Annotated in this window: 15 protein-coding genes and 2 pseudogenes; 13 read left to right on the plus strand and 4 right to left on the minus strand. The window is 61.4% G+C overall.

Annotation, left to right across the window (positions count from 1 at the left end; all coding sequences use genetic code 11):
- The coding region (locus tag H3V53_RS38125; protein ID WP_336602252.1) for a hypothetical protein at positions 1 to 246 on the minus strand (246 nt) is incomplete at its 3' end.
- 742 nt (positions 247 to 988) lie between these two features.
- Here H3V53_RS38125 and H3V53_RS38130 point away from each other — a divergent pair.
- On the plus strand, positions 989 to 1,222 hold the full coding sequence (locus tag H3V53_RS38130) for a LysR substrate-binding domain-containing protein (protein WP_336602253.1): 234 nt from the start codon (positions 989 to 991) through the stop codon (positions 1,220 to 1,222).
- Positions 1,223 to 1,307: 85 nt separating this feature from the next.
- Here H3V53_RS38130 and H3V53_RS38135 read toward each other — a convergent pair whose 3' ends face one another.
- The gene (locus H3V53_RS38135; RefSeq protein ID WP_336602254.1) at positions 1,308 to 2,252 is read right to left on the minus strand and encodes a LysR family transcriptional regulator; all 945 of its coding nucleotides are present in this window, start codon (positions 2,250 to 2,252) and stop codon (positions 1,308 to 1,310) included.
- 104 nt (positions 2,253 to 2,356) lie between these two features.
- Here H3V53_RS38135 and H3V53_RS38140 point away from each other — a divergent pair, with 104 nt between their 5' ends.
- Together H3V53_RS38140 and H3V53_RS38145 are read left to right on the plus strand one after the other, a co-directional pair.
- Positions 2,357 to 3,124, plus strand: coding sequence for an SDR family oxidoreductase (locus H3V53_RS38140; RefSeq protein WP_336602255.1), 768 nt, complete (start codon positions 2,357 to 2,359; stop codon positions 3,122 to 3,124).
- Between the two features lie 22 nt (positions 3,125 to 3,146).
- Positions 3,147 to 4,222: pseudogene (locus H3V53_RS38145) on the plus strand (alkene reductase).
- 497 nt (positions 4,223 to 4,719) lie between these two features.
- Here the strand turns inward: H3V53_RS38145 and H3V53_RS38150 are convergent.
- Positions 4,720 to 5,631, minus strand: coding sequence for a LysR substrate-binding domain-containing protein (locus H3V53_RS38150; RefSeq protein ID WP_336602256.1), 912 nt, complete (start codon positions 5,629 to 5,631; stop codon positions 4,720 to 4,722).
- A gap of 100 nt (positions 5,632 to 5,731) precedes the next feature.
- On the opposite strand from H3V53_RS38150, the gene H3V53_RS38155 reads away from it, so the two are divergent.
- The 9 genes and pseudogenes from H3V53_RS38155 (at position 5,732) to H3V53_RS38195 (ending at position 17,514) form a co-directional block, all read left to right on the plus strand.
- On the plus strand, positions 5,732 to 6,877 hold the full coding sequence (locus H3V53_RS38155) for an NAD(P)/FAD-dependent oxidoreductase (protein WP_336602257.1): 1,146 nt from the start codon (positions 5,732 to 5,734) through the stop codon (positions 6,875 to 6,877).
- Positions 6,861 to 7,163 carry a (2Fe-2S)-binding protein gene (locus H3V53_RS38160; RefSeq protein ID WP_336602258.1) on the plus strand — a complete coding sequence of 101 codons (303 nt, stop codon included), beginning with the start codon at positions 6,861 to 6,863 and terminating at the stop codon, positions 7,161 to 7,163. The genes H3V53_RS38155 and H3V53_RS38160 overlap by 17 nt, the downstream gene beginning before the upstream one ends.
- Complete coding sequence (locus H3V53_RS38165; protein ID WP_336602259.1) at positions 7,160 to 8,605, plus strand: NAD(P)/FAD-dependent oxidoreductase; 1,446 nt, start codon at positions 7,160 to 7,162, stop codon at positions 8,603 to 8,605. The genes H3V53_RS38160 and H3V53_RS38165 overlap by 4 nt, the downstream gene beginning before the upstream one ends.
- A 106-nt stretch (positions 8,606 to 8,711) precedes the next feature.
- Positions 8,712 to 9,482, plus strand: coding sequence for an ABC transporter substrate-binding protein (locus H3V53_RS38170; RefSeq protein ID WP_336602260.1), 771 nt, complete (start codon positions 8,712 to 8,714; stop codon positions 9,480 to 9,482).
- Positions 9,483 to 10,026: 544 nt separating this feature from the next.
- The gene (locus H3V53_RS38175; RefSeq protein WP_336602261.1) at positions 10,027 to 10,542 is read left to right on the plus strand and encodes a LysR substrate-binding domain-containing protein; all 516 of its coding nucleotides are present in this window, start codon (positions 10,027 to 10,029) and stop codon (positions 10,540 to 10,542) included.
- Between the two features lie 184 nt (positions 10,543 to 10,726).
- Entirely contained in the window at positions 10,727 to 11,527 is an 801-nt protein-coding gene (locus tag H3V53_RS38180; RefSeq protein WP_336602262.1) for an alpha/beta hydrolase, read from the plus strand.
- Positions 11,528 to 11,595: 68 nt separating this feature from the next.
- A complete protein-coding gene (locus H3V53_RS38185) occupies positions 11,596 to 12,765 on the plus strand; it encodes an efflux RND transporter periplasmic adaptor subunit (RefSeq protein WP_336602263.1) in 1,170 nt (389 codons plus the stop codon).
- Positions 12,766 to 12,781: 16 nt separating this feature from the next.
- Positions 12,782 to 14,285: pseudogene (locus tag H3V53_RS38190) on the plus strand (efflux transporter outer membrane subunit).
- Positions 14,286 to 14,298: 13 nt separating this feature from the next.
- Entirely contained in the window at positions 14,299 to 17,514 is a 3,216-nt protein-coding gene (locus tag H3V53_RS38195) for an efflux RND transporter permease subunit (RefSeq protein ID WP_336602264.1), read from the plus strand.
- Between the two features lie 101 nt (positions 17,515 to 17,615).
- Here H3V53_RS38195 and H3V53_RS38200 read toward each other — a convergent pair whose 3' ends face one another.
- The gene (locus H3V53_RS38200; protein ID WP_336602265.1) at positions 17,616 to 18,506 is read right to left on the minus strand and encodes a LysR family transcriptional regulator; all 891 of its coding nucleotides are present in this window, start codon (positions 18,504 to 18,506) and stop codon (positions 17,616 to 17,618) included.
- A gap of 196 nt (positions 18,507 to 18,702) precedes the next feature.
- Here H3V53_RS38200 and H3V53_RS38205 point away from each other — a divergent pair, with 196 nt between their 5' ends.
- Positions 18,703 to 19,908 (plus strand): MFS transporter, encoded by a 1,206-nt coding sequence (locus tag H3V53_RS38205; protein WP_336602266.1) that lies wholly within the window; start codon positions 18,703 to 18,705, stop codon positions 19,906 to 19,908.
- Positions 19,909 to 19,938 lie beyond the last annotated feature (30 nt).

Genomic DNA, 19,938 nt, shown 5'->3' on the forward strand with positions numbered 1-19,938 from the left:
GGGCGGTCCAGCGGATTGGGCGCGTGCGACAGGAACGAACACCACCGCGCCGTTGATCGTCAACGTGACCCCGTCCAGAAAGCCGTACGACACGATTGGTCCGATCCGCGTGCCCCTGCTGTCATATAGCGCCAGGACGGGATCCTCATTGCGCTCGGGCGTGCCACCGTTGGGCGGCCGGTCGCTGCCGCCGTAGCTAGTCACCGCCACAGAAAGCAACAGCACTGAAAGAACCCACTGGCGCATCGCTCCTCCTCTGCGGACCGGAAATATGCTGGCCGATTCCGGTCACAGATCAAGATTAGGGTGTGCTTCTGGATGTTTCAAGAATCCATGTGCATGGCGAATCGCTTCGCCCGGTGCCCAACATTCGAAGGATGACTTATATAAATCAGCGACTCGGGGCCTGACACAGATCAAGCGGAGACGTGATTGTGTGAAGATGTGCGAGGCATTCCCGAATGCTGCAAGCTGCGCGCAGACCCCGTGGCTCATTGGTCTGCAATCCGCGTGATGCTTGCCGCCCCCTATTTGCCGTCGAACATTTGCAATGGACACGTCGACTGGTGTTATCACCAGCGAATACCCACAATCCGAACGACGCCGGCAGCTCAGCATGGACCGTTTTCGTCTCGTCAGAGCGCCGCGCGGTCGATGGCCGGCCCGTTGTTTATCACCTTCAGACGGTGCGATTAACGTCATCAGTATCCGACTGGCCGTTGCCGGATGCGGAGCAGTCACATGAACGTCCAGACGTCGGCCGCGACCAATGACTCTTATTGGCCGAACCCGGAAATCCACGGGCTGCCGACGAACGGCCCGCCCGAACCGATCGCCGAACTTCCCTAGTCGACCCACAACGCCCAGCCGTGGTTTTCTAAAGCGGCCGTTCACGGTCTCCGTCTCTCTCATGTAGGTTGGAGCTTGCGCGCACTAAAACCATAGCCGAGATCGTACGAGTAACAATTGTGGTGATCGTCGACACGTAATGAACGATACCGCCTCCATGCACGAAGCCGTCAGACTCGGTCTGGGTGTCGCGATGCTGGCGCTTCCCGGCGGACTGCCAGATCTGGCTGGCGGCCAGCTCGTGCGTTTGCTGCCCGAATTGCATTCAGACGAGGGCATGATTTCCCTTTACTGTGCTTCGCGGCGGCTTCTACCCGGGAAGACGCGTGTGTTTATCGACTTTGCGATGGAGAATTTTCGGCAGCTCGGTTAAGGCGCAACGATTCGATGCCACGAGGGACGAGCGTGTGACGGATCGCACATCCAACCGATGACCGCGTATTCCTCCACAACAAGCGCTAGGAAGCATGAGCCTGCACCAGCACATCCCACGGGGCGGGAGACGGAAAGATGTCGTGCAAAAATCCGACAAACGCTCTCACCGCCGGATTGCTGCGGCGGCTCTCGGGCCACGCCGCATGTAAATGGAATCGGTCATAGGCGAACTCATGCAGCACCGGTACGAGTTCGCCCCTTCTAACGTATGCCGCAGCGATATACGTCGTCGAAATCCCGATTCCGGCACCCGCGGCCAGAGCCGCGGCAATCGCGTCGCTGGCGTCGACAATCAAAGCCGAAGCAGGCGTAAATTCAACGAGTTTGCCTCCCACGTTGAACGGCCATGCAGCCTCCTGCCCCGTCGACTGATATCTGAAGTTCACACAATCGTGCTGCAAGAGATCATTCGGATGCTGCGGCAGGCCTCGCTCCTGCAGATATTCGGGCGATGCGAACGCGCAAATCCGATGCGGTGCAAGACGACGCACAATCAACCGCGTGTCGCCGGGGTCGCCGACCCGAATGGCGACATCCACGCCTTCTTCGATCAGATCGACGTAACGATCGCTCAGGCGGACATCGACGGTCACTTTCGGATGCTGTCGGCGGAACACCGTCAATGCGGGCGCGAGGATGTTCACGCCGACTGGCAACGGCGCCGCCACCTTGAGCGTTCCGGCCGGCTCCGCGCGCGCAGCGGCTACGCCTTGTTCGATACCTTCCGCCTCGCGCAATAACCGTTGCGTGCGCTCCAGAAGATCCCGCCCCTCCGGCGTCAGCGACAGCGAGCGCGTCGTCCGGCTGAACAGCCTGAGTCCGAAATGCTGCTCTAGCCGCTGAATGCTCTTGCTGATGGCCGATGGCGAAACGGACAGCGAACGCGCGGCGGCCGTGTAGCTGCCAAGCGATGCGGCACGCGCAAAAGCAATCAGTCCGGTCAGCCTCTCGATCGCGATCTGTTCCATGATGGCATCATTAAAGCGAAAGATGGCCTTATTATCAAGGTCGGTTTCGTGAATTAACCTTCTTCCATCGACGCCAAACCGGCGAAGTCAAACAGGAGAAGGAAATGAACACGAATACGAAATCACAGGACGCACAGGCCGCGGACGTCGTCCACCACGCGCTGGCAGGCAAGACCGCACTCATCTTTGGCGGGACGTCGGGCATCGGGCTCGACGCGGCTATCCAGGCGAAGCGGGCGGGCGCGGAAGTCATCGTGGTCGGCCGATCGGCGGACACGGCTGAGCGGGTCGCCGCGCAGCATGGCTTCGCCGGATGGCGCGCGGCCGACGTGACCGACGCAGACGCTCTGCAGCAGGCGGTACGCCACATTCCAAAGGTCGATCATCTGGTTTTGCTGGCGGGCACCTTCGTCGCAGGGACGGTGCGCGACGCCGATGTAGCGCATCTCCGGAACGCGTTCGAGGAACGCATCTGGGCGGCTGTGCACGTCATTCGCGCCCTGGGAGACCGGTTGAGCGCCGATGGCTCGATCACTTTCATCTCGGGCAGTCTCGCCGACCGTCCGAACGCCTACGGCACCGCGGTGCTCGCGGCCTCGTCCGCCGCCATGGAAGCGCTCGCCCGCGGCCTGGCCCTCGAACTGGCGCCGGTGCGCGTCAACACACTGTCGCCCGGTCCGATCGACACGCCTATTCTGCGCAAGGCGCTCGGTGATGCGCGCGATGCGGTCGTGGCAAACATGGAGAAGACGCTGCCGCTGCATCGACTCGGAACCGCCAGCGAAGCCGGCGCGGGCGTGGTGTTCCTGATGACCAATGGCTTCATGAACGGAGCGACGCTCAACGTCGATGGCGGCGCGCGCCTCGTGTAACCCAAAGCCAATGAAGAAAGACATGACCACGCTTTTCGACCCGATCCGGCTCGGCGACTCGAAGCGCCCAACCGCATCTTCATGGCGCCGATGACGCGCGCGCGAGGTACGCGGGATCACGTGCCGACCTCGATCATGGCGCAGTACTACGCCCAGCGCGCGAGCGCCGGACTTATCATCAGCGAGGCGATCGGCATCTCGCAGCAGGGCTTGGGACGGCCCTTCGCAACGGGCCTCTGGTCCGACGAACAGGTTGCGGGCTGGCTGCGCGTCACCGACGCCGTGCACGCGGCTGGCGGGCGCATCATCGCGCAGCTCTGGCACATGGGGCGCACCGTGCATCCCAGCTTCAATGGCGGCGTGCAGCCGTTATCGGCGTCAGGCACGACCGCGCCGGGACAAGCGCATACCTATAACGGCAAGCAGCCGTACGTCGCAGGCAGGACCATGCGCGCCGACGAAGTGCCTGCGCTGCTCGACGATTTTCGCCGCGCTACGCGAAATGCATTGCGCGCAGGATTCGATGGGGTGCAGGTGCACGCCGCCAACGGCTATCTGATCGACGAGTTCTTGCGCGACGGCACCAATTTCCGGAACGACGCCTACGGTGGCAGCATCGAAAATCGCGTCCGGCTGCTGAAGGAAGTCACGCAGGATGTGATCGAAATAGCCGGCGCCGGCCGAACCGGAGTGCGCCTTACGCCCAACGGCACGGACCAGAGTGTGCACGACAGCGATCCGGAACCCGTGTTCGTTGCGGCGGCTCGAACACTTTCGACGCTCTGCGTCGCGCATCTGGAACTACGCGAGCCGCCAATGGACGGGACTTTCGGCGCCTCCGACCGGCCGGCCTTCTCGCCTGCCATCAGGAAGGCATTCGCAGGCGTGACGATCCTGAATTCGGATTACGGTCTCGATCGCGCGGCGGCGGCTATCTCCAGCGACGAGGCGGACGCCATCGCCTTCGGCCGACCGTTCATCGCAAATCCGGATTTGCCGCAGCGTTTCAGCGCAGGCGCTCCGTTGGCGGCCGATAAGGGCGTGTTGTGGTTCACGCAGGGGCCCGAAGGCTATCTCGACTACCCCGCACTTGCATGAGCAGATGGAGGTAAGCTCCTGGGCGGCTTGAGGCAGTGCCGGCGGCAATTGGCTTACCGAACAACGGCCATTCAGCGAGGGCGGACGAGGCCTCCGTTAGACAAACTGGACGACGAACTCAACCGGCCGCCCATGGCCGGTTGAGTTCGCAGAACCTCACTTCGCTGACTGACCGCTTTGAGCCAGGTCGTCTGGCCGCGATGGGGTCGACACGCGGCATTCAGTATGACCCACGCACCGGCCATCCAGACCGGCGCCCACCTTGGAGATGGCCTCGTCGTCGCCCGTGAACCTTACGCCATTGGCACGCATGTTTGCGGATCCTGTGTCAGATGACGTCGAGGCGGGGACATGATCCCTGGATAGCCCTTGAAGAACCGGCCGGTTTCACACATCGTGGGGCCGAGTCGTGTTGTGCCAAGCGTCGCGCACCATCTCCTCCATCACGTCGTCGCCGCGCTTCACCAGTTTTCGACGGCTTTACGGGTTCCTCGGCTTTACCGCTGCTGCCCCGTCAGACTCACAAACGCGTCGCGCATGTCCTTGCAGAATTTCTCGGCCGCGACGGACATTGGCTGCGATGGGTTGGTCACGATATAGAAGTGATCTACCACCGCCGGCGTGAACGTCTTCACCACAACCCGGGCACTCGCGTACGCGGCAGTGACCGGATCGATCAGCGCTACCCCTGCACCGTTCGCCACCAGCGCGACTATCGCTTGTGAAAGCTGCGCCTCGATCACCAGGTCACGCGTCACTTCCGCGTCGACGAAGACCCTGTCGATCACGCTACGCGCATCGAAGTTCTGCGGAAATGAAATAAAGCGTTCGCCTCGCAGATCGGCGGGACACAGCGAACTCTTGCGCGCGAGCCGATGCCCGCGTGGAACGATGCACTTCATCCACGCATTCGGCAGCCGCTCGCTTTTTACAGCGGGATGCGGAATCGGTTCTGCAATCAGGCCTACGTCGCATAGACCGGACGCGACCTTCTCGACCACCGTCGTCGCGCTGTGCGCAAGCAAACTGACGTCGATGCCTGCATGACGCTCGACAAAACGCGCAATGACCGCCGGTAACAAGTCGAGCGCGACCGCAGGCGAGCCCGCCACGCGCAAAGACCCGCGCCGCATCGAGCGGATCTGCTGGGCGGCCTGCGCGATGCGGTCCATCCCGACGAATGCGCGCTCTACTTCCTCGAACAGCACACGGGCTTCGGCCGTCGGCGCGAGCCGGCCGTGCTGCCGATCAAACAGCACGAAGCCAATGCGGGTTTCCAGATCGGCGAGAAGCCGGCTCACCGCCGGCTGCGAAACATGCAGCGATTCAGCGGCACGCGTCACCGTATGCCGCTGCATCACGGCGCGGAATGCTTCGATCTGGCGAATTTTGAGGTCCATCGTGTCCATAACATTGGATTATAGCTAACAGAAAAAACGTCATTTGACGAAAGATTTTGCTGCCGACACAGTGCGTATGAAGTCATCTGACACGCAGGAAAATCTTTTTATGCAGCATCAGCAGGTCCATAACACGGAGCGCCGATTCGACGTGGTGGTCGCCGGAGGCGGACTCGTCGGCATGGCCATCGCGTATGGCCTTGCGCGCGCCAATCTGCGCGTCGCCGTATGCGACGGCGCCGACTCCGCGCACCGTGCGGCGCGCGGCAATTTCGGGCTGGTCTGGGTGCAGGGCAAGGGCGGTCACTGTCTGCCGTACGCGCAGTGGTCGCGGGAATCATCCGAGCGTTGGGGCGTGTTCGCCCGGCAGTTGCAGAACGAAACCGGTGTCGACGCCGATTTCGAGCGGCCCGGCGGACTCGAACTTTGCGAAACCGCCGAACAACTCGAAGCCGGACGACAACTGCTGGAGTCGATTCGCGCGCAAGACCCGTCGCTGGTCTACGACGTACTCGATGCGAAGGCACTGAAAGCGCGTGTGCCCGCTGCATCGGAGGCGCTCGCGGGCGCGTTGTATTCGCCGCACGACGGCCACGCGAGTCCGCTCTACACGCTCCGCGCGATGCAGCAGGCGTTCGCGCTTCGTGGCGGAACCTATCTGCCGCGCGACGAAGTGCGCGAGATCCGGCCACGTGCGGCACATTTCGAAGTCGAGACCGCGAGCGGAATACTCGAGGCAGAGCGCGTCGTGCTCGCCGCCGGACTGGATAACGCGCGACTCGCGCCGATGGTCGGCATGCACGCGCCCATCACGCCGTTGCGCGGGCAGATCATGGTCACGGAACGGTTAGCGCCGTTTCTCGACTATCCGACGCTGGTCGTGCGGCAAACTCCGGAGGGCTCCGTTCTGCTCGGCGACTCGGCGGAGGCCGTCGGCTTCGACGACGGTCAGACGCGCGCGGTGATGGCCGACATCGCGCGACGCGCCCGCACCGCATTTCCGCTGCTTGCACACGCGCGCATCGTGCGCTCGTGGGGAGCGCTGCGCATCATGACGCCGGACGGGCTGCCCGTCTACGAAGAATCGCGGGTCCACCCCGGCGCATTCATCGCGATCTGCCATAGCGGCGTGACGCTCGCCGCAGCCCACGCGGACCTGATCGCGCCATGGATCGCGGGCGGCGACAAGCCCTCGATTCTCGATCCCTTCGTCGCGACCCGCTTTTCGAATCAGAACGATGTCCACGCTCTTTGAATCTCTCGACACCTTGCCGTCGCCCATGGTCCGGGTTGCGATCGACGGCACCCACCGGCACGTGCCCTCGCACTACACCATCGCCGCGGCCCTGCTCGAAGGCGCGACGCCCGCATGCCGGACGACGCCCGTCAGCGGCGCGCCACGCGGCCCGTTCTGCATGATGGGCGTGTGTTTCGACTGCCTCGTGGAAGTCGACGGCGTCCCGAATGTGCAAGCGTGCACGACGCGTGTGCGCGACGGCATGCAGGTCCGCGCGATGGCGGGCAAGGCGAGGCTCGCATGAGGCAACTCCAATGCGATCTGCTGATCGTCGGTGCCGGTCCGGCGGGCATGTCCGCCGCAATCGAAGCACGCGCAGCCGGTCTGAACGTCGCCATCGCGGACGAAGGCGAAGCACCTGGTGGTCAGATCTATCGCAACGCCGCGCAATCGCCTCTCGCCGATGCAAGCGTCCTCGGCGACGACTATCTCGCAGGGCGCGGGTTAATCGAGCGCTTTGCGGGCTGCGGCGCAACGTATCTTGCGCGCTCCGTGGTCTGGCAGATCGCGCACGAAAACCGCCAGGTTACTGCGATGCTGACGCGCAGACCGCATGACGCGACAGGCGGCACGCTCGAAGTGGCTGCTCGCGCCGTGCTCATCGCTACCGGCGCGCAGGAGCGGCCGTGGCCCGTGCGCGGCTGGACGCTGCCGGGCGTGATGGGCGTCGGCGCGGCGCAGACGCTGCTCAAATCGTCGGGGCTCGCGCCCGCTCAGGATGCTGTGCTCGCGGGCAGCGGGCCGCTCTTGTGGCTCTTCGCATCGCAATTGCTCGCGGCTGGACGGCGGGTGCGCGCCATCATCGACACGACGCCGCGCCATGCGTGGCGCGCGGCGCTGCCGCATGCCTTGCCCGCGCTCGCAGGCGCGGACTATCTGCTCAAGGGTTGGCGCATGCTGCGCGCGGTGAAACGCTCCGGCATTCCCGTCTATCGCGGCGCGAGCGGCTTGTCGATTGAAGGCGATACGCGTGCGGAGCGCGTCGGCCTTGTCGATGCAAGCGGCGCGCGGCAGGTGATCGACACATCGCTCGTGCTGCTGCATCAAGGCGTGATTCCGTCTACGCAACTGCCCCGCTCGCTCGGCTGCGAGCACGAATGGGACGCGTCGTCCGCATGCTGGCGCCCGCGCACCGACGCGCGCGGGCGTAGCAGCATCCCGCAGGTGTGGATTGCCGGCGACGGTGCGGGCATTGGCGGCGCGAAAGCCGCCACGTTGGCGGGCACGCTCGCGGCGCTCGACATCGCACGCGAGTTCGGCGCGCTCGACGCGGCATTGCACGACACGCGCCGCGCACCCGCGCAACGCGCATTGACCCGCCACCTCGCCGTACGTCCGTTGCTCGATGCGCTGTACACACCGCCTCGCGCGCTGCGCCGTCCCGACGACGACGTGACCGTATGCCGTTGCGAAGAAGTCAGCGCGGGCGAGATCCGGCGCATCGCAGCGCTCGGCTGCCAGGGACCGAATCAGATGAAGGCATTCTCGCGCTGCGGAATGGGCCCCTGTCAGGGCCGCTGGTGCGGCACGACAGTGGGCGAACTGATCGCGCAGGTGCAGCGCCGCAGCGTAGCCGACGTCGGCTATTACCGGATTCGCGCACCGATCAAGCCCGTCACCGTCGACGACATCGCCGATTCGATCACGCTCGACGACGACTTCGAACGCGGCGAATTTCCGAGCTGATCCGAACAACGTTGCTCGCTCACAACTTGCAACCCGGCAACACCCTTCACAACGCACTTCACCCACCCACTCACCGCCTCCTATGAAAATCCCACACGCAAACACGATGTTGACCGCTGTCGCCCTCGCCCTCATGGCTACGAGCACGACGGCGACGGCCAAGGAATGGACCACGATCCGCGTCGGTGTCGATCCGACCTATCCGCCTTTCGAGTCGGTCGCCAAGGACGGCACCGTCGAGGGCTTCGATGTCGATCTCGGCAATGCGCTGTGCGCGAAGCTGAAAGCGAAATGCGTGTGGGTGCAAAGTAGCTTTGACGGCCTTATCCCTGGACTGCAATCACGCAAGTTCGACGTGATCCTGTCGTCGATGGCCGCGAACGAAAAGCGCCGTCAACAGATCGATTTCACCGCACGGCTTTACCGCAACCAGACACGGCTGATCGCGAAGGAAAGCGCTCACCTGCTGCCCGAAGCGTCGAAACTCGCGGGCAAACGCGTCGCGGTCGAGCAAGGCACGGTGCAGGAAACCTATGCGCGGCAGAAGTGGGCCGCGTCCGGTGTCGAGGTGGTCGCGTATCCGAGTTATGACCAGGCCTATTCGGATCTGATCGCCGGCCGTGTCGACGCAGTTCTGATGGATGCGGTACAAGGCAGACTCGGCTTTCTGAATACTCCGGCAGGCAAAGGCTATGCGTTCGCCGGCGATGTCGTGTATGACGCGAAGATCATGGGCGATGGCGATGCCGCCGGCGTGCGCAAGTCCGACCCGGATCTGCGCGATGCACTGAATGGCGCTATCGCGGAAACGTTGCGCGATGGAACGTATCGAAAGATTGAAGCGAAGTACTTCGATTTTGATATGTACGGGAAGTGATGAATCTCGCTTTGTCGGACTAGTCTTCTTTTGTGCAGCGGGTAGCATACCGGAGCGTCTGGAGTCCGCGTTATGCACCGTTTTCGCGAACGAGACCGGGCGAAGCCGCGCTCGGGCGGCGACTTAACATCCGGGGAGCTTGCGTCGGGTTTGCGGTGGAAGCATCGCAGTAGACCGTCGTCTGGCAACGAGCGGGATGTGGGAATTCCGATAGACGGCTAGCGGACGGTCAAGCGGTCGATGGAATCGCATAGGACGAAGATGGGCTTTTGTAGGCGCTGATCGTTGCGCTGCGATGCGATGCGGCGGAACGACCGCTCTGAAGGACGGCGAATGGGTCTTGGCGACCCACAGCGGTCCCTCATGATTGAGCATCCCGGGTGACCGCTGGCCAGACGTCAGCGGTCACCTGAATCGGTACATACACAACTGCAGCCGGAACATGTCTCCCGCGAGGCGCGGCTCGCGATGATCAGCCACCTCCCACGGAGACTGAAACACGTGTCGGGGCTACAGTTCCGCCCCGTTGATCGGGAACGACGGCTTGGCATCCTTCGGCGATAGCCCCGAATATATTCGAAACCATGGTGAGCCCCGCTCGATCGAGGCGCTGAATTCTCACACCGCGATCCATTACTTTTCGAGCCGGGGAAATCGGATCATGCCGATGAGCTTCACCGTCGATGGTGAGTCGGCCGAAGTTAAACCGAACGCGCGACTCGCAGTAAACGACCGGGACACGTATCTGCAATGCGGGCTTCAAGGACTTGGACTTATTCAGGTCCCGGATTTCGTCGCCAATCCGCATCTGCGAACTGGCAGGTTGATTGAAGTTCTAGCCCCGTGGCGCCCTGCCCCTTTCCCTGTCTCAGCGATATATCCGCACAACAGGCATCTGTCACCGCAGGTACGTGTATTCGTGGAATGGATTGCTGAACGATTCGAGATAGGTGCGTCGTCGCCCGCAGGACCTACTACGCCAACGGCGTGGCCTCGCTTTCTACCGCCATATACATCACCCAGCACTCGGGATCTTGGCTTTGCCGATTCGGCACCATAGTTGACGCGCTGTGCCGGACGCGGCTGTTCATTACGCCGCAGCGATCGTCAACTTGAAAATTCGGTTTTGCCGAATTATCTAAACGGCAATCGTGACTTTATCGACCTCGATGCACTAACGATAATCGCATCATCGATTTAATGCCATTGCCCATCACGAACTTAGTTGTGAGAGAAGAACGGCCATGAACGCAAACCTCGACATTGCTAACGTCACGATCGCCGGACACCGTCATCCGATCGTATTGCGAACTTATCAGCCGACAAATCATCGCGATTTGCCCGTCGTGCTTTTATTTCACGGCGGTGGATTCACGGCAGGTGGACTGGACCATGCTGACGCGGCTGGGCGGTTTATCGCATCTGAAATGCCCGCGCGGGTAGTTTCGGTAGCCTATTCTCTCGCACCAAAATTTCCGTTTCCTGCGGCGACGGAGGATGCTTATGCGGCGCTGTGCTGGGCGCGGCAAGACGTATGCCGTCATGGTGCGAGACCTACACGGACCGCCGCAGTTGGTCACGAAGCGGGTGGCAATATCGCGGCCGGGCTTGCGGCGATCGCGCGCGACCGTGGCAACGGACTGCATGCCCACGCGTTGCTCGCGCCATGGCTCGACCCAAGCATGACGCGGCTACAGATGCAACGAGAGGCGCTTCCGGCAGATAGCGAAGCCTCCGCGTGCGCACGTGCATATCGCGCCTATCTGCCCGACGTTACACAGCGTTTGCATCCTTACGCCGCTCCGCTGGAATCCACAAGATTCGCCACACTTCCTGCCACATCAATTTCAACAGCGGAGCAAGATCTCGCCCGCGCGGACGGTGAAACGTATGCAAGCCGCCTCCTTGTTGCCGGGGTGCCAGTGGAAATTACACGCTACTCCGGGGTGGCCGCAAGCGACCTTCTTACGGATAGCCGCGCGCTCAACGACATCGTTGCGTTCCTGCGCAAGCACCTTTCGAGCCGTGCGGTTGCGGCGAGGTAAGGGTACCAAAATATCGGTAGTATCAAATATCTCAGTTTACATAATTTTGCTTACTTCGGACTACGTAAATGCATGGAATTTCAAAAAGCGCTTCTGTGATGCTGACGATCCTTCTCATCGCTGGCGGTATTGCGGCTGCAGTTGCGTCACAGCGCCACTCGGGACGGTCAGCAACAAACGCCGCGGAATCGACTCTTCAAGGGCCCCAGGTGGACGTCGCTATCGTTACGAGTCGGGTGATTACTGATTGGCAAATCTACTCGGGACGGCTGCAAGCGGTCGATCATGTCGATGTGCGTCCGCTTGTGTCTGGCACCATCGTCGCAGTCCATTTCAGGGACGGCGCCCTTATCAAGAAGGGAGACCCGCTGTTCACGATCGACCCGCGTCAGTATCAGGCGGAAGTCGACCGGGCGGCTGCGCAGCTAGCCGCCGCCGAAGCCCGGTTCGCCTACGTGTCGACAGACGCGAAACGCGCCGACCGTCTGCTTACGGACAACGCTATTGCAAAGCGTGACTATGAGGAAAAGCAGAACGCATCGCGTGAAGCAACGGCGGGCGTCAAGGCAGCCACGGCCGCACTGGAAGCTGCTCAGGTGAATCTCGGCTATACGCGTATCACCGCTCCCGTATCAGGACGGGTTTCGCGCGCCGAACTGACCGTCGGCAATGTCGTATCGGTCGGTGCGAATGCACCAATCCTCACGACGATCGTTTCCGTGTCGCCGATCTACGCCTCGTTCGATGTGGACGAGCAAACATACCTGCAATACCTCGGCCGTGATCGCAATGCTCGAGTCCCCGTGTCGCTCGGCCTCGCCAACGAAGACGGATACTCGCGCATGGGCGTCGTCTCGTCTGTCGACAACCGCCTCGATACGTCGTCCGGCACCATACGCGTCCGTGCCACTTTCGACAACCCGGGCGGAGCACTCGTGCCCGGGCTCTATGCGCGCGTGAGAGTCGGCGGCGGAGTGCCCCATCCAGCCATACTCGTTAGCGAAGCGGCGATCGGCACTGATCAGGCCAAGAAATATGTGATGACGGTCGACAAGGCAAACAAGGTCCACTACCGCGAAATCCAGTTGGGTGGACTAAGCGATGGTTTACGCGTCGTCACTTCCGGACTTGCGCCGGGCGACCGCGTCGTAGTGAGCGGTGTGCAGCGCGCCCACCCGGGCGAAACCGTCAGCGTGCACATTGTCGACATGGTTGGCGCGCCGGGCGCGGGCGCTTGAGCACAAGGAGCCCGCCATGAAGCATACATTCTCGGGAGCCGCCCTCCTGACCGCCCTCCTCGCAATCGCTGGGTGTTCGCTGGCACCGAAATATGAAGCAGCATCGGTGCTAATGCCAACAGCCTTCAAGGAGGTGACGCCGTCGCCGGATAGCAGCGTGAAGGTCGCGCGCCCCTCCGATGACGTAGCGCGCGGCGAATGGTGGAAAGTGTTCGGAGATCCGGCGCTCGACACCCTCGAACAACAGGCGATCAACGCGAACCAGAACCTGAAAGCTGCGGCCGCTCGCGTGAATGAAGCGCGTGCGTTTAATCAGGCCGCCCGCGCGGGCTTATTCCCAACACTAGATGCGGGCTTTGGTCCCACGCGGCAGAAACTGTCTGCGGCGTCGCAATTCCAGCCCGACGGCGCGAATATTCCGCAGCAAACATTGTGGCGGGCGCAGGCGACGGCCTCGTATGAGGTCGACCTGTTCGGCCGCGTCGCCTCAAGCATCGATGCGGCAAGTGCCGATACACAGCGCAGCGCGGCGCTTTACCGTTCCGTGTTGCTCGCGTTGCAGGCCGACGTCGCGCAGAACTACTTTGCGCTACGCGAGTTGGATGCTGAAACGAACGTATTCGAACAAGCAGTTGCCCTGCGCAAGCAGGCGCTCCAACTAGTACAACGGCGCTTTAGGGAGGGAGACGTCGGCGAGCTTGATGTTTCCCGCTCGCAAGCCGAACTAGCCAGCGCGGAAGCCGACGGGATGACGGTCCGGCGTCGGCGTGCGGCGACCGAACATGCTCTTGCCGTGCTTCTCGGGAAGCCGCCCGCCGAATTCGCGATGACCTCCAGGCCGCTCAATCCGGTCGAACTGCACATCCCCCCCGGGCCTCCCCTCGACGCTGCTGGAACGCCGTCCCGACATTGCGGCGGCCGAGCGTGCGATGTCAGCCGCGAATGCACGGATCGGAATCGCGAAAGCGGCTTTCTTCCCGTCGTTGAGCCTGACAGGAACAGGTGGATTCGAGTCGGCAACAATCGGCGATCTATTCAAATGGTCGAGTCGCGCATTCCTGCTCGGCCCGCTAGCCGGTACTGCGCTGACCGTGCCGCTATTCGACGGCAGTCGACGCAAGGGCCAGCTAGCGCATGCTCTCGCCGCTTATGAAGAGGATGTCGCGAACTACCGGCAGCAGGTGCTCACCGCGTTTCGCGAGGTCGAGGACGGCCTGTCTGACATGCGAATTCTCGCGGACCAGACGTCAACCCAGGAGCGCGCTGTCGCGGCATCAGCGCGCGCAGCCCAGATCTCGCGAACGCAGTACGAGGAAGGCGCGATCAACTATCTAGACGTCATTGACGCCGAACGCACAGTCTTGACGGCGCGTCGCAATGCCGTGCAACTGCGCGGCCTGCAGGCTGCCGTGGCCGTGAACCTCATTCGCGCACTCGGTGGCGGCTGGGACAACGTCGTACCAGAACCGGCGGTATCTGACGCAGCATCGACCGTCAGCGCGGCCGTCGCACAACAGTAAGCCAGAGGAAATCATGAACCTCTCAAGATTCTTCATCGACCGCCCCATCTTCGCCGGGGTGCTCTCCGTGATCATCATCCTGATGGGCGCGATCGCAATCTTCCGACTGCCAATCGCCGAGTATCCGCAGGTCGTGCCAGTCTCCGTGGTCGTCCATGCGCAGTATCCTGGCGCGAACGCTAAGACGGTCGCAGAAACCGTCGCGGCGCCGATCGAGGAATCGGTCAATGGCGTCGAAAACATGCTGTACATGCAGTCGCAGGCCAACGGTGATCGCAATATGTACCTGACGATCACGTTCCGCCTGGGCACCGATCCGGACAAGGCGCAGGAGCTGGTACAGAACCGCGTTTCGCAGGCCCTGCCCCGATTGCCAGGAGACGTGCAGCGCCTCGGCGTGACGACGATGAAAAGCTCGCCAAACATCACACTCGCCGTTCAGCTCGTCTCGCCGAACGGCCGCTATGACGTTAACTATCTGAGCAACTACGCGATAATCAATGTCAAGGACCGCCTCGAACGAATTCCAGGGGTGGGCCAGGTTCGGCTCTGGGGACCCGGCGGATATGCGATGCGCATATGGCTTAACCCACCGTCGATTGCGCAGCGCGAGTTGACTGCGGAAGAGGTCGTCGATGCGATCCGCAAGCAGAACATTCAGGTATCCGCAGGCACCATCGGCTCGTCGCCTGCGCCGAAGGGCACGGCTGTCCAGTTCTCGGTGACGGCGCAAGGACGTCTGCGCACGCCCGAGGAATTCGGCAACATCGTCGTCAAGACCGCGCCGGATGGCGGCGTCACGCGCCTGCACGACGTTGCCCGGATCGAACTCGCCTCGGAAGACTACGGCATTCGCGCGCTGCTGAATAACAAGGCGGTGCTTCCGATCGCCATCATGGAGGCGCCGAACGCTAACGCGTTCGAGATCGAGAAAAACGTCCAGGCGACGATGGAGGAGTTGAAGAAGAACTTCCCTGAAGGGATCGACTACGGCATGACCTTCGATCCGGTACGGTCGGTGCGGGCTAGCGTGGAGTCCGTGATTCACACGCTCTTTGAAGCCATTGCGCTAGTCGTACTGGTCGTTTTTGTGTTTCTCCACACGTGGCGAGCATCAATCATTCCGCTACTTGCCGTGCCTGTTTCGATTATCGGTACCTTCGGCGCGCTCCTCGCGCTTGGGTTCTCAATCAATACGCTGTCGCTGTTCGGCATGGTGCTGGCGATCGGCATCGTCGTCGACGACGCAATTGTCGTCGTCGAGAACGTGGAGCGCAATATAGCCGCTGGGCTGAGCCCCAAGGAAGCGACCTATCTTGCGATGCGCGAAGTCAGCGGCCCCATCGTCGCTATCGCACTCACCCTATCGGCAGTGTTTGTGCCGTTGGCCTTCATGACCGGAATGACCGGCCAATTCTACAAACAGTTCGCCGTCACGATCTCCGTCTCGACCGTCATCTCGGCCATCAACTCGCTTACGCTTTCACCAGCGCTTTCTGCTCTGTTGCTGAAGGGTCGACACGACAAGACCGACTGGCTAACCCAATGGATGGAGCGAACGTTTGGTCGCCATTTCCACAAGTTCAATCACTTCTTCGACCGTGGATCGGAGCGCTATGCCCATGGCGTAGGTCGCCTGCTTAGTCGCAAGACAGTCGTCACGTTGATCTACACCGTACTGGTCGCTGCTACCGCATGGCTAACACATGTTGTGCCGAGCGGCTTCGTTCCGATTCAGGACAAGGGCTATTTGGTAATGTATGCGCAGTTGCCCGCCGGCGCGGCACTCGACCGAACCGAGGACGTCGCACGACAGATGACCAGCATCGCACTAGACACACCAGGCGTCTCGAATGCGTTCATCTATCCCGGTCTGTCGCTCAATGGTTCCACGTCCAGTTCGAGCGCGGTGATCGGCCATGTCTTACTGAGTCCGTATGATGAACGTACTTCGAAAACACTGAGCGCGGACGCAATCGCGCTGGAGTTGAACCACCGCTTCTCAAGCATCAAGGAAGCAACACCGGTGGTGTTCGCGGCGCCGCCGGTCATGGGACTGGGCGCGCTCGGCGGTTTCAAACTCCAACTGGAGGACCGTGCATCGCTAGGCTACGACGCGCTAGACAAGGCTAGGCAGGCATTCATGGCCAAGGCGGCCGCGGCGCCTGAACTGAGCTCGATCTTCTCAACGTATCAGATCAACTTCCCACAGTTACTTGTGGATGTGGACCGCGTGAAAGCCGAGCAGCTCGGGGTATCGATATCGGATGTCTATGAAACCATGCAGGTTTACCTCGGTTCGTTGTATGTGAACGACTTCAACGAATTCGGACGCGTCTACCAGGTTCGCGTTCAGGCTGATGGGAAATTTCGCGCGTCTCCTGACGATATTCTGAAGTTGAAAACACGCAACCGGAACGGCGAAATGGTACCGATCGGCTCACTCGCCACCATCAAGCACGCCTACGGGCCGGAGCTAGTGGTGCGCTACAACGGCTATACCGCGGCGGACATCGGCGGCAGTCCCGCACCGGGCTTCTCGTCCGGACAGGCGAAGGCAGCCATCGAACGAATCGCCGCCGAAACGCTGCCGGCTGGCATCGGATATGAATGGACCGATCTTGCCTATCAGCAGATCATCGCGGGTAATTCGGCGCTCATCATCTTCCCGATCTGTATCCTGCTGGTGTTCCTAGTGCTCGCGGCACAGTACGAAAGCCTCGTATTGCCTCTGTCGGTCATCCTTGTCGTGCCAATGAGCGTGTTGGCCGCACTCACGGGCGTATGGTTGACTCGCGGCGACAACAACATCTTCACGCAAATCGGGCTAGTCGTGCTGGTCGGCCTGTCTTCGAAGAATGCCATCCTAATCGTAGAATTCGCGCGGCACCTCGAGGAACAAGGCCGTTCCGTGGTCGACGCCGTCATCGAGGCGAGCCGTCTCCGCCTGCGTCCAATCCTTATGACATCCATTGCGTTCATCATGGGCGTCGTGCCTCTCATAGTCGCCAGTGGCGCGGGAGCGGAGATGCGAAAGGCGATGGGGATTTCCGTGTTCTTCGGGATGCTCGGTGTCACCGTATTCGGGTTGTTGCTCACCCCAGTGTTTTACGTGATCGTACGCAAGCTGTGCGGAGGCGCTGCCAGCGGAGCCGTTGAACAGCCGACTTTGCAGGGCGCACGCCGTGAAGATCGGTCCGACTTGAAGGAATTTGAAAGAGTCGAATAACTAAAACGGCGTGGATGTGACTGCCCACGCGTGGGTCGAAGGCCGGATACGGAGATGCCGCTTCAGATGGGCATCTCCTTCCGTCCCTCCTCTCCTTCCATTCATCTCCGTGAATGATCGGGAAAAAGGCCTTCGGCCATGAAGTCGATGAAAGTACGCAACTTGGGCGTCACGTACTTAGCGGACGGCCACATAATTCTGAAATGTCCGTGTGTTTCTACGAAACCCGCGAGGACAGCCATCAAGCGGCCATCCGCCAGCCATTCTTCGATCGCATAATCAGGAAGGAACGCAATACCGACGCCTTCGACAGCAAAGCGGATGCGTGCCTCGAGATTGTTGCAAACTACCGACTGAGGTAATTCGAATTCAGCGCCAACATCCAGCGGCCACGTTTGCAGTTTTCCCGTGTTGGGATATCGAAATTGAATGCACGAATGGGTAACGAGCTCGCTCGCGTGAAGCGGCACACCGCGTGATTCCAAGTACTCTGGCGACGCCACGAGAAGCATGCGAAATGCGCCAAGCAGGCGCGACCCCAGCCGCGAGTCTCGGGGGTCGCCAGAACGCACTACTGCATCAAAACCTTCCTCGATCACATCGACGCGACGGTCCGAGAACTCGAGATCAAGTTCCACGTCGGGGTACGCACGCCTGAAACCTGCAATAGTTGACAGAAATGGCTCTCCGACCAGCGGCAGGCTCACGCGCAAACGCCCCCGAGGCTCGACTGCTATGCGCGAAAATTCCGCTTCGGCCTCATCGATCTCCGCGAGGATGCGCCGCGCCCGTTCGAGAAACCTAGTGCCGTCAGCCGTGAGCGCAATACTCCGGGTACTGCGATGGAACAATCGTGTCCCGACACGCTCCTCCAGCCTCACGATGCTCTTGCCCACCGCCGAAGCAGATATGCCCAGCGTGCGTCCGGCCGCAACGAAGCTTCGCGTATCTGCAGCCTGCACGAAAACATTGAGCGCGTTGATGCTGTCCATGGTAACCACGTCCTAAAGGGTCGCCCAATTCTACTATCGGGCTCGAATCCGCGGCGGACGCGATTTCGGAGCATTGCGAATTGGCCAATTACGGACACTAAAGTTCGCACTGACCGGAACCGGCACCATCTTAATGCGAGGATCGCCAAGCCTTATGATAAGCCGCGTCCCTGACCACGTTTTACGGAATAACACCATGTCTTTCGCCAGCAATCCTGGCCGCTCGATGCCCTACATCATCCTAGGCCTATTCGGTCTCTATACGCTTGAATTCGGCGTCGTCGGCATACTTCCCGTGATCATCGACCGCTTTCATATAAGCGTCTCGCAGGCCGGTATGCTTATGGGGCTTTTCGCGCTGATCGTCGCCCTCTTTGGGCCATTTCTCGTACTCGTCTCGTCGCGGTTCGATCGCAAAAAGGTCTTGACAATTGCGCTTGCCGGATTTTCGCTGTGCAGCGTCGTGTCGGCTTGGGCGCCGAATTTTCCATCACTCATGGCTCTGCGCGTCGTCCCCGCACTGCTACATCCGGTGTTCTTTGCGGCGGCATTCGCGACCGCCGTCTCCCTCTATCCGGCGCAGCGGGCCGCGCATGCAACGGCCACCGCGGTCGTCGGTACGACGCTTGGCCTCGTGCTCGGCGTGCCCGCGACTACATGGGTAGCCGCGCGCGTGTCCTACGAGGCGTCGTTCCTATTCTGTGCTGCGGTGACTGGTACCGCCGGCGTCGGCCTGCTGTTGAAGCTGCCGCCTCAGTTGCAGGGTCGCCCGGTGACATTCAGCAGCCAACTCGTCGTCCTGCGCAAGCCTGCCGTCTGGTTCAACCTCGCCAGCACCGTCCTAGCCTTCACCAGCATGTTTTCTGTCTACAGCTACGCGGCAGAATACTTGAAGCAAACGACTGGCATGACCGGTCAGACGATCAGCGCAATGCTCGTCGTTTTCGGTATCGGCGGCGTGGCCGGCAACCTGATCGCCGGTCGTGTCCTTGGCCGCAATCTCGCCTGGACGGTCATCGCCCATCCGGTAATTCTGTCGTCCGCATACCTGATCCTCCATACTTCCGGAAACGTCTCGCTGCCCATCATGACCGCCATCGCTTTGTTCTGGGGAGCAGCCCATACGAGCGGCCTCGTCATCACGCAAATGTGGCTAACCTCGGTCGCCACAGAAGCGCCCGGGTTTGCCAACAGCCTCTATGTGTCTTCGGCCAATGCGGGTGTTGTGCTCGGCTCCGCGGTCGGCGGGGCTTTTATCGCGCTGCTTGGCATCTCTGGTGCAATCTGGAGCGGATTCCTTTTCGCCGCACTGGCCCTAGTCGTGGTTTTAATCGAGCTAAAGTCGAAAGTGGTGTACGGGGGATTGGGGCGAAGGATTGAAGGCGGTGGAGGATTCAGCTGAGAATCTGATTGTCGAAGTCGGAAACCAGCA

Source organism: Paraburkholderia bengalensis, from assembly GCF_037126505.1.
In the GTDB taxonomy this organism is placed as follows: Bacteria; Pseudomonadota; Gammaproteobacteria; order Burkholderiales; family Burkholderiaceae; genus Paraburkholderia; species Paraburkholderia bengalensis.

Excerpts from the sequence above, each read along its gene's own strand:
- H3V53_RS38185 (WP_336602263.1), top strand. The coding sequence starts at position 11,596 with ATGCATGGAATTTCAAAAAGCGCTTCTGTGATGCTGACGATCCTTCTC.
- H3V53_RS38180 (WP_336602262.1), top strand. The coding sequence starts at position 10,727 with ATGAACGCAAACCTCGACATTGCTAACGTCACGATCGCCGGACACCGT.
- H3V53_RS38160 (WP_336602258.1), top strand. The coding sequence starts at position 6,861 with ATGTCCACGCTCTTTGAATCTCTCGACACCTTGCCGTCGCCCATGGTC.
- H3V53_RS38205 (WP_336602266.1), top strand. The coding sequence starts at position 18,703 with ATGTCTTTCGCCAGCAATCCTGGCCGCTCGATGCCCTACATCATCCTA.
- H3V53_RS38200 (WP_336602265.1), bottom strand. The coding sequence starts at position 18,506 with ATGGACAGCATCAACGCGCTCAATGTTTTCGTGCAGGCTGCAGATACG.
- H3V53_RS38140 (WP_336602255.1), top strand. The coding sequence starts at position 2,357 with ATGAACACGAATACGAAATCACAGGACGCACAGGCCGCGGACGTCGTC.
- H3V53_RS38195 (WP_336602264.1), top strand. The coding sequence starts at position 14,299 with ATGAACCTCTCAAGATTCTTCATCGACCGCCCCATCTTCGCCGGGGTG.
- H3V53_RS38155 (WP_336602257.1), top strand. The coding sequence starts at position 5,732 with ATGCAGCATCAGCAGGTCCATAACACGGAGCGCCGATTCGACGTGGTG.
- H3V53_RS38135 (WP_336602254.1), bottom strand. The coding sequence starts at position 2,252 with ATGGAACAGATCGCGATCGAGAGGCTGACCGGACTGATTGCTTTTGCG.
- H3V53_RS38150 (WP_336602256.1), bottom strand. The coding sequence starts at position 5,631 with ATGGACACGATGGACCTCAAAATTCGCCAGATCGAAGCATTCCGCGCC.
- H3V53_RS38130 (WP_336602253.1), top strand. The coding sequence starts at position 989 with ATGAACGATACCGCCTCCATGCACGAAGCCGTCAGACTCGGTCTGGGT.
- H3V53_RS38165 (WP_336602259.1), top strand. The coding sequence starts at position 7,160 with ATGAGGCAACTCCAATGCGATCTGCTGATCGTCGGTGCCGGTCCGGCG.
- H3V53_RS38170 (WP_336602260.1), top strand. The coding sequence starts at position 8,712 with ATGTTGACCGCTGTCGCCCTCGCCCTCATGGCTACGAGCACGACGGCG.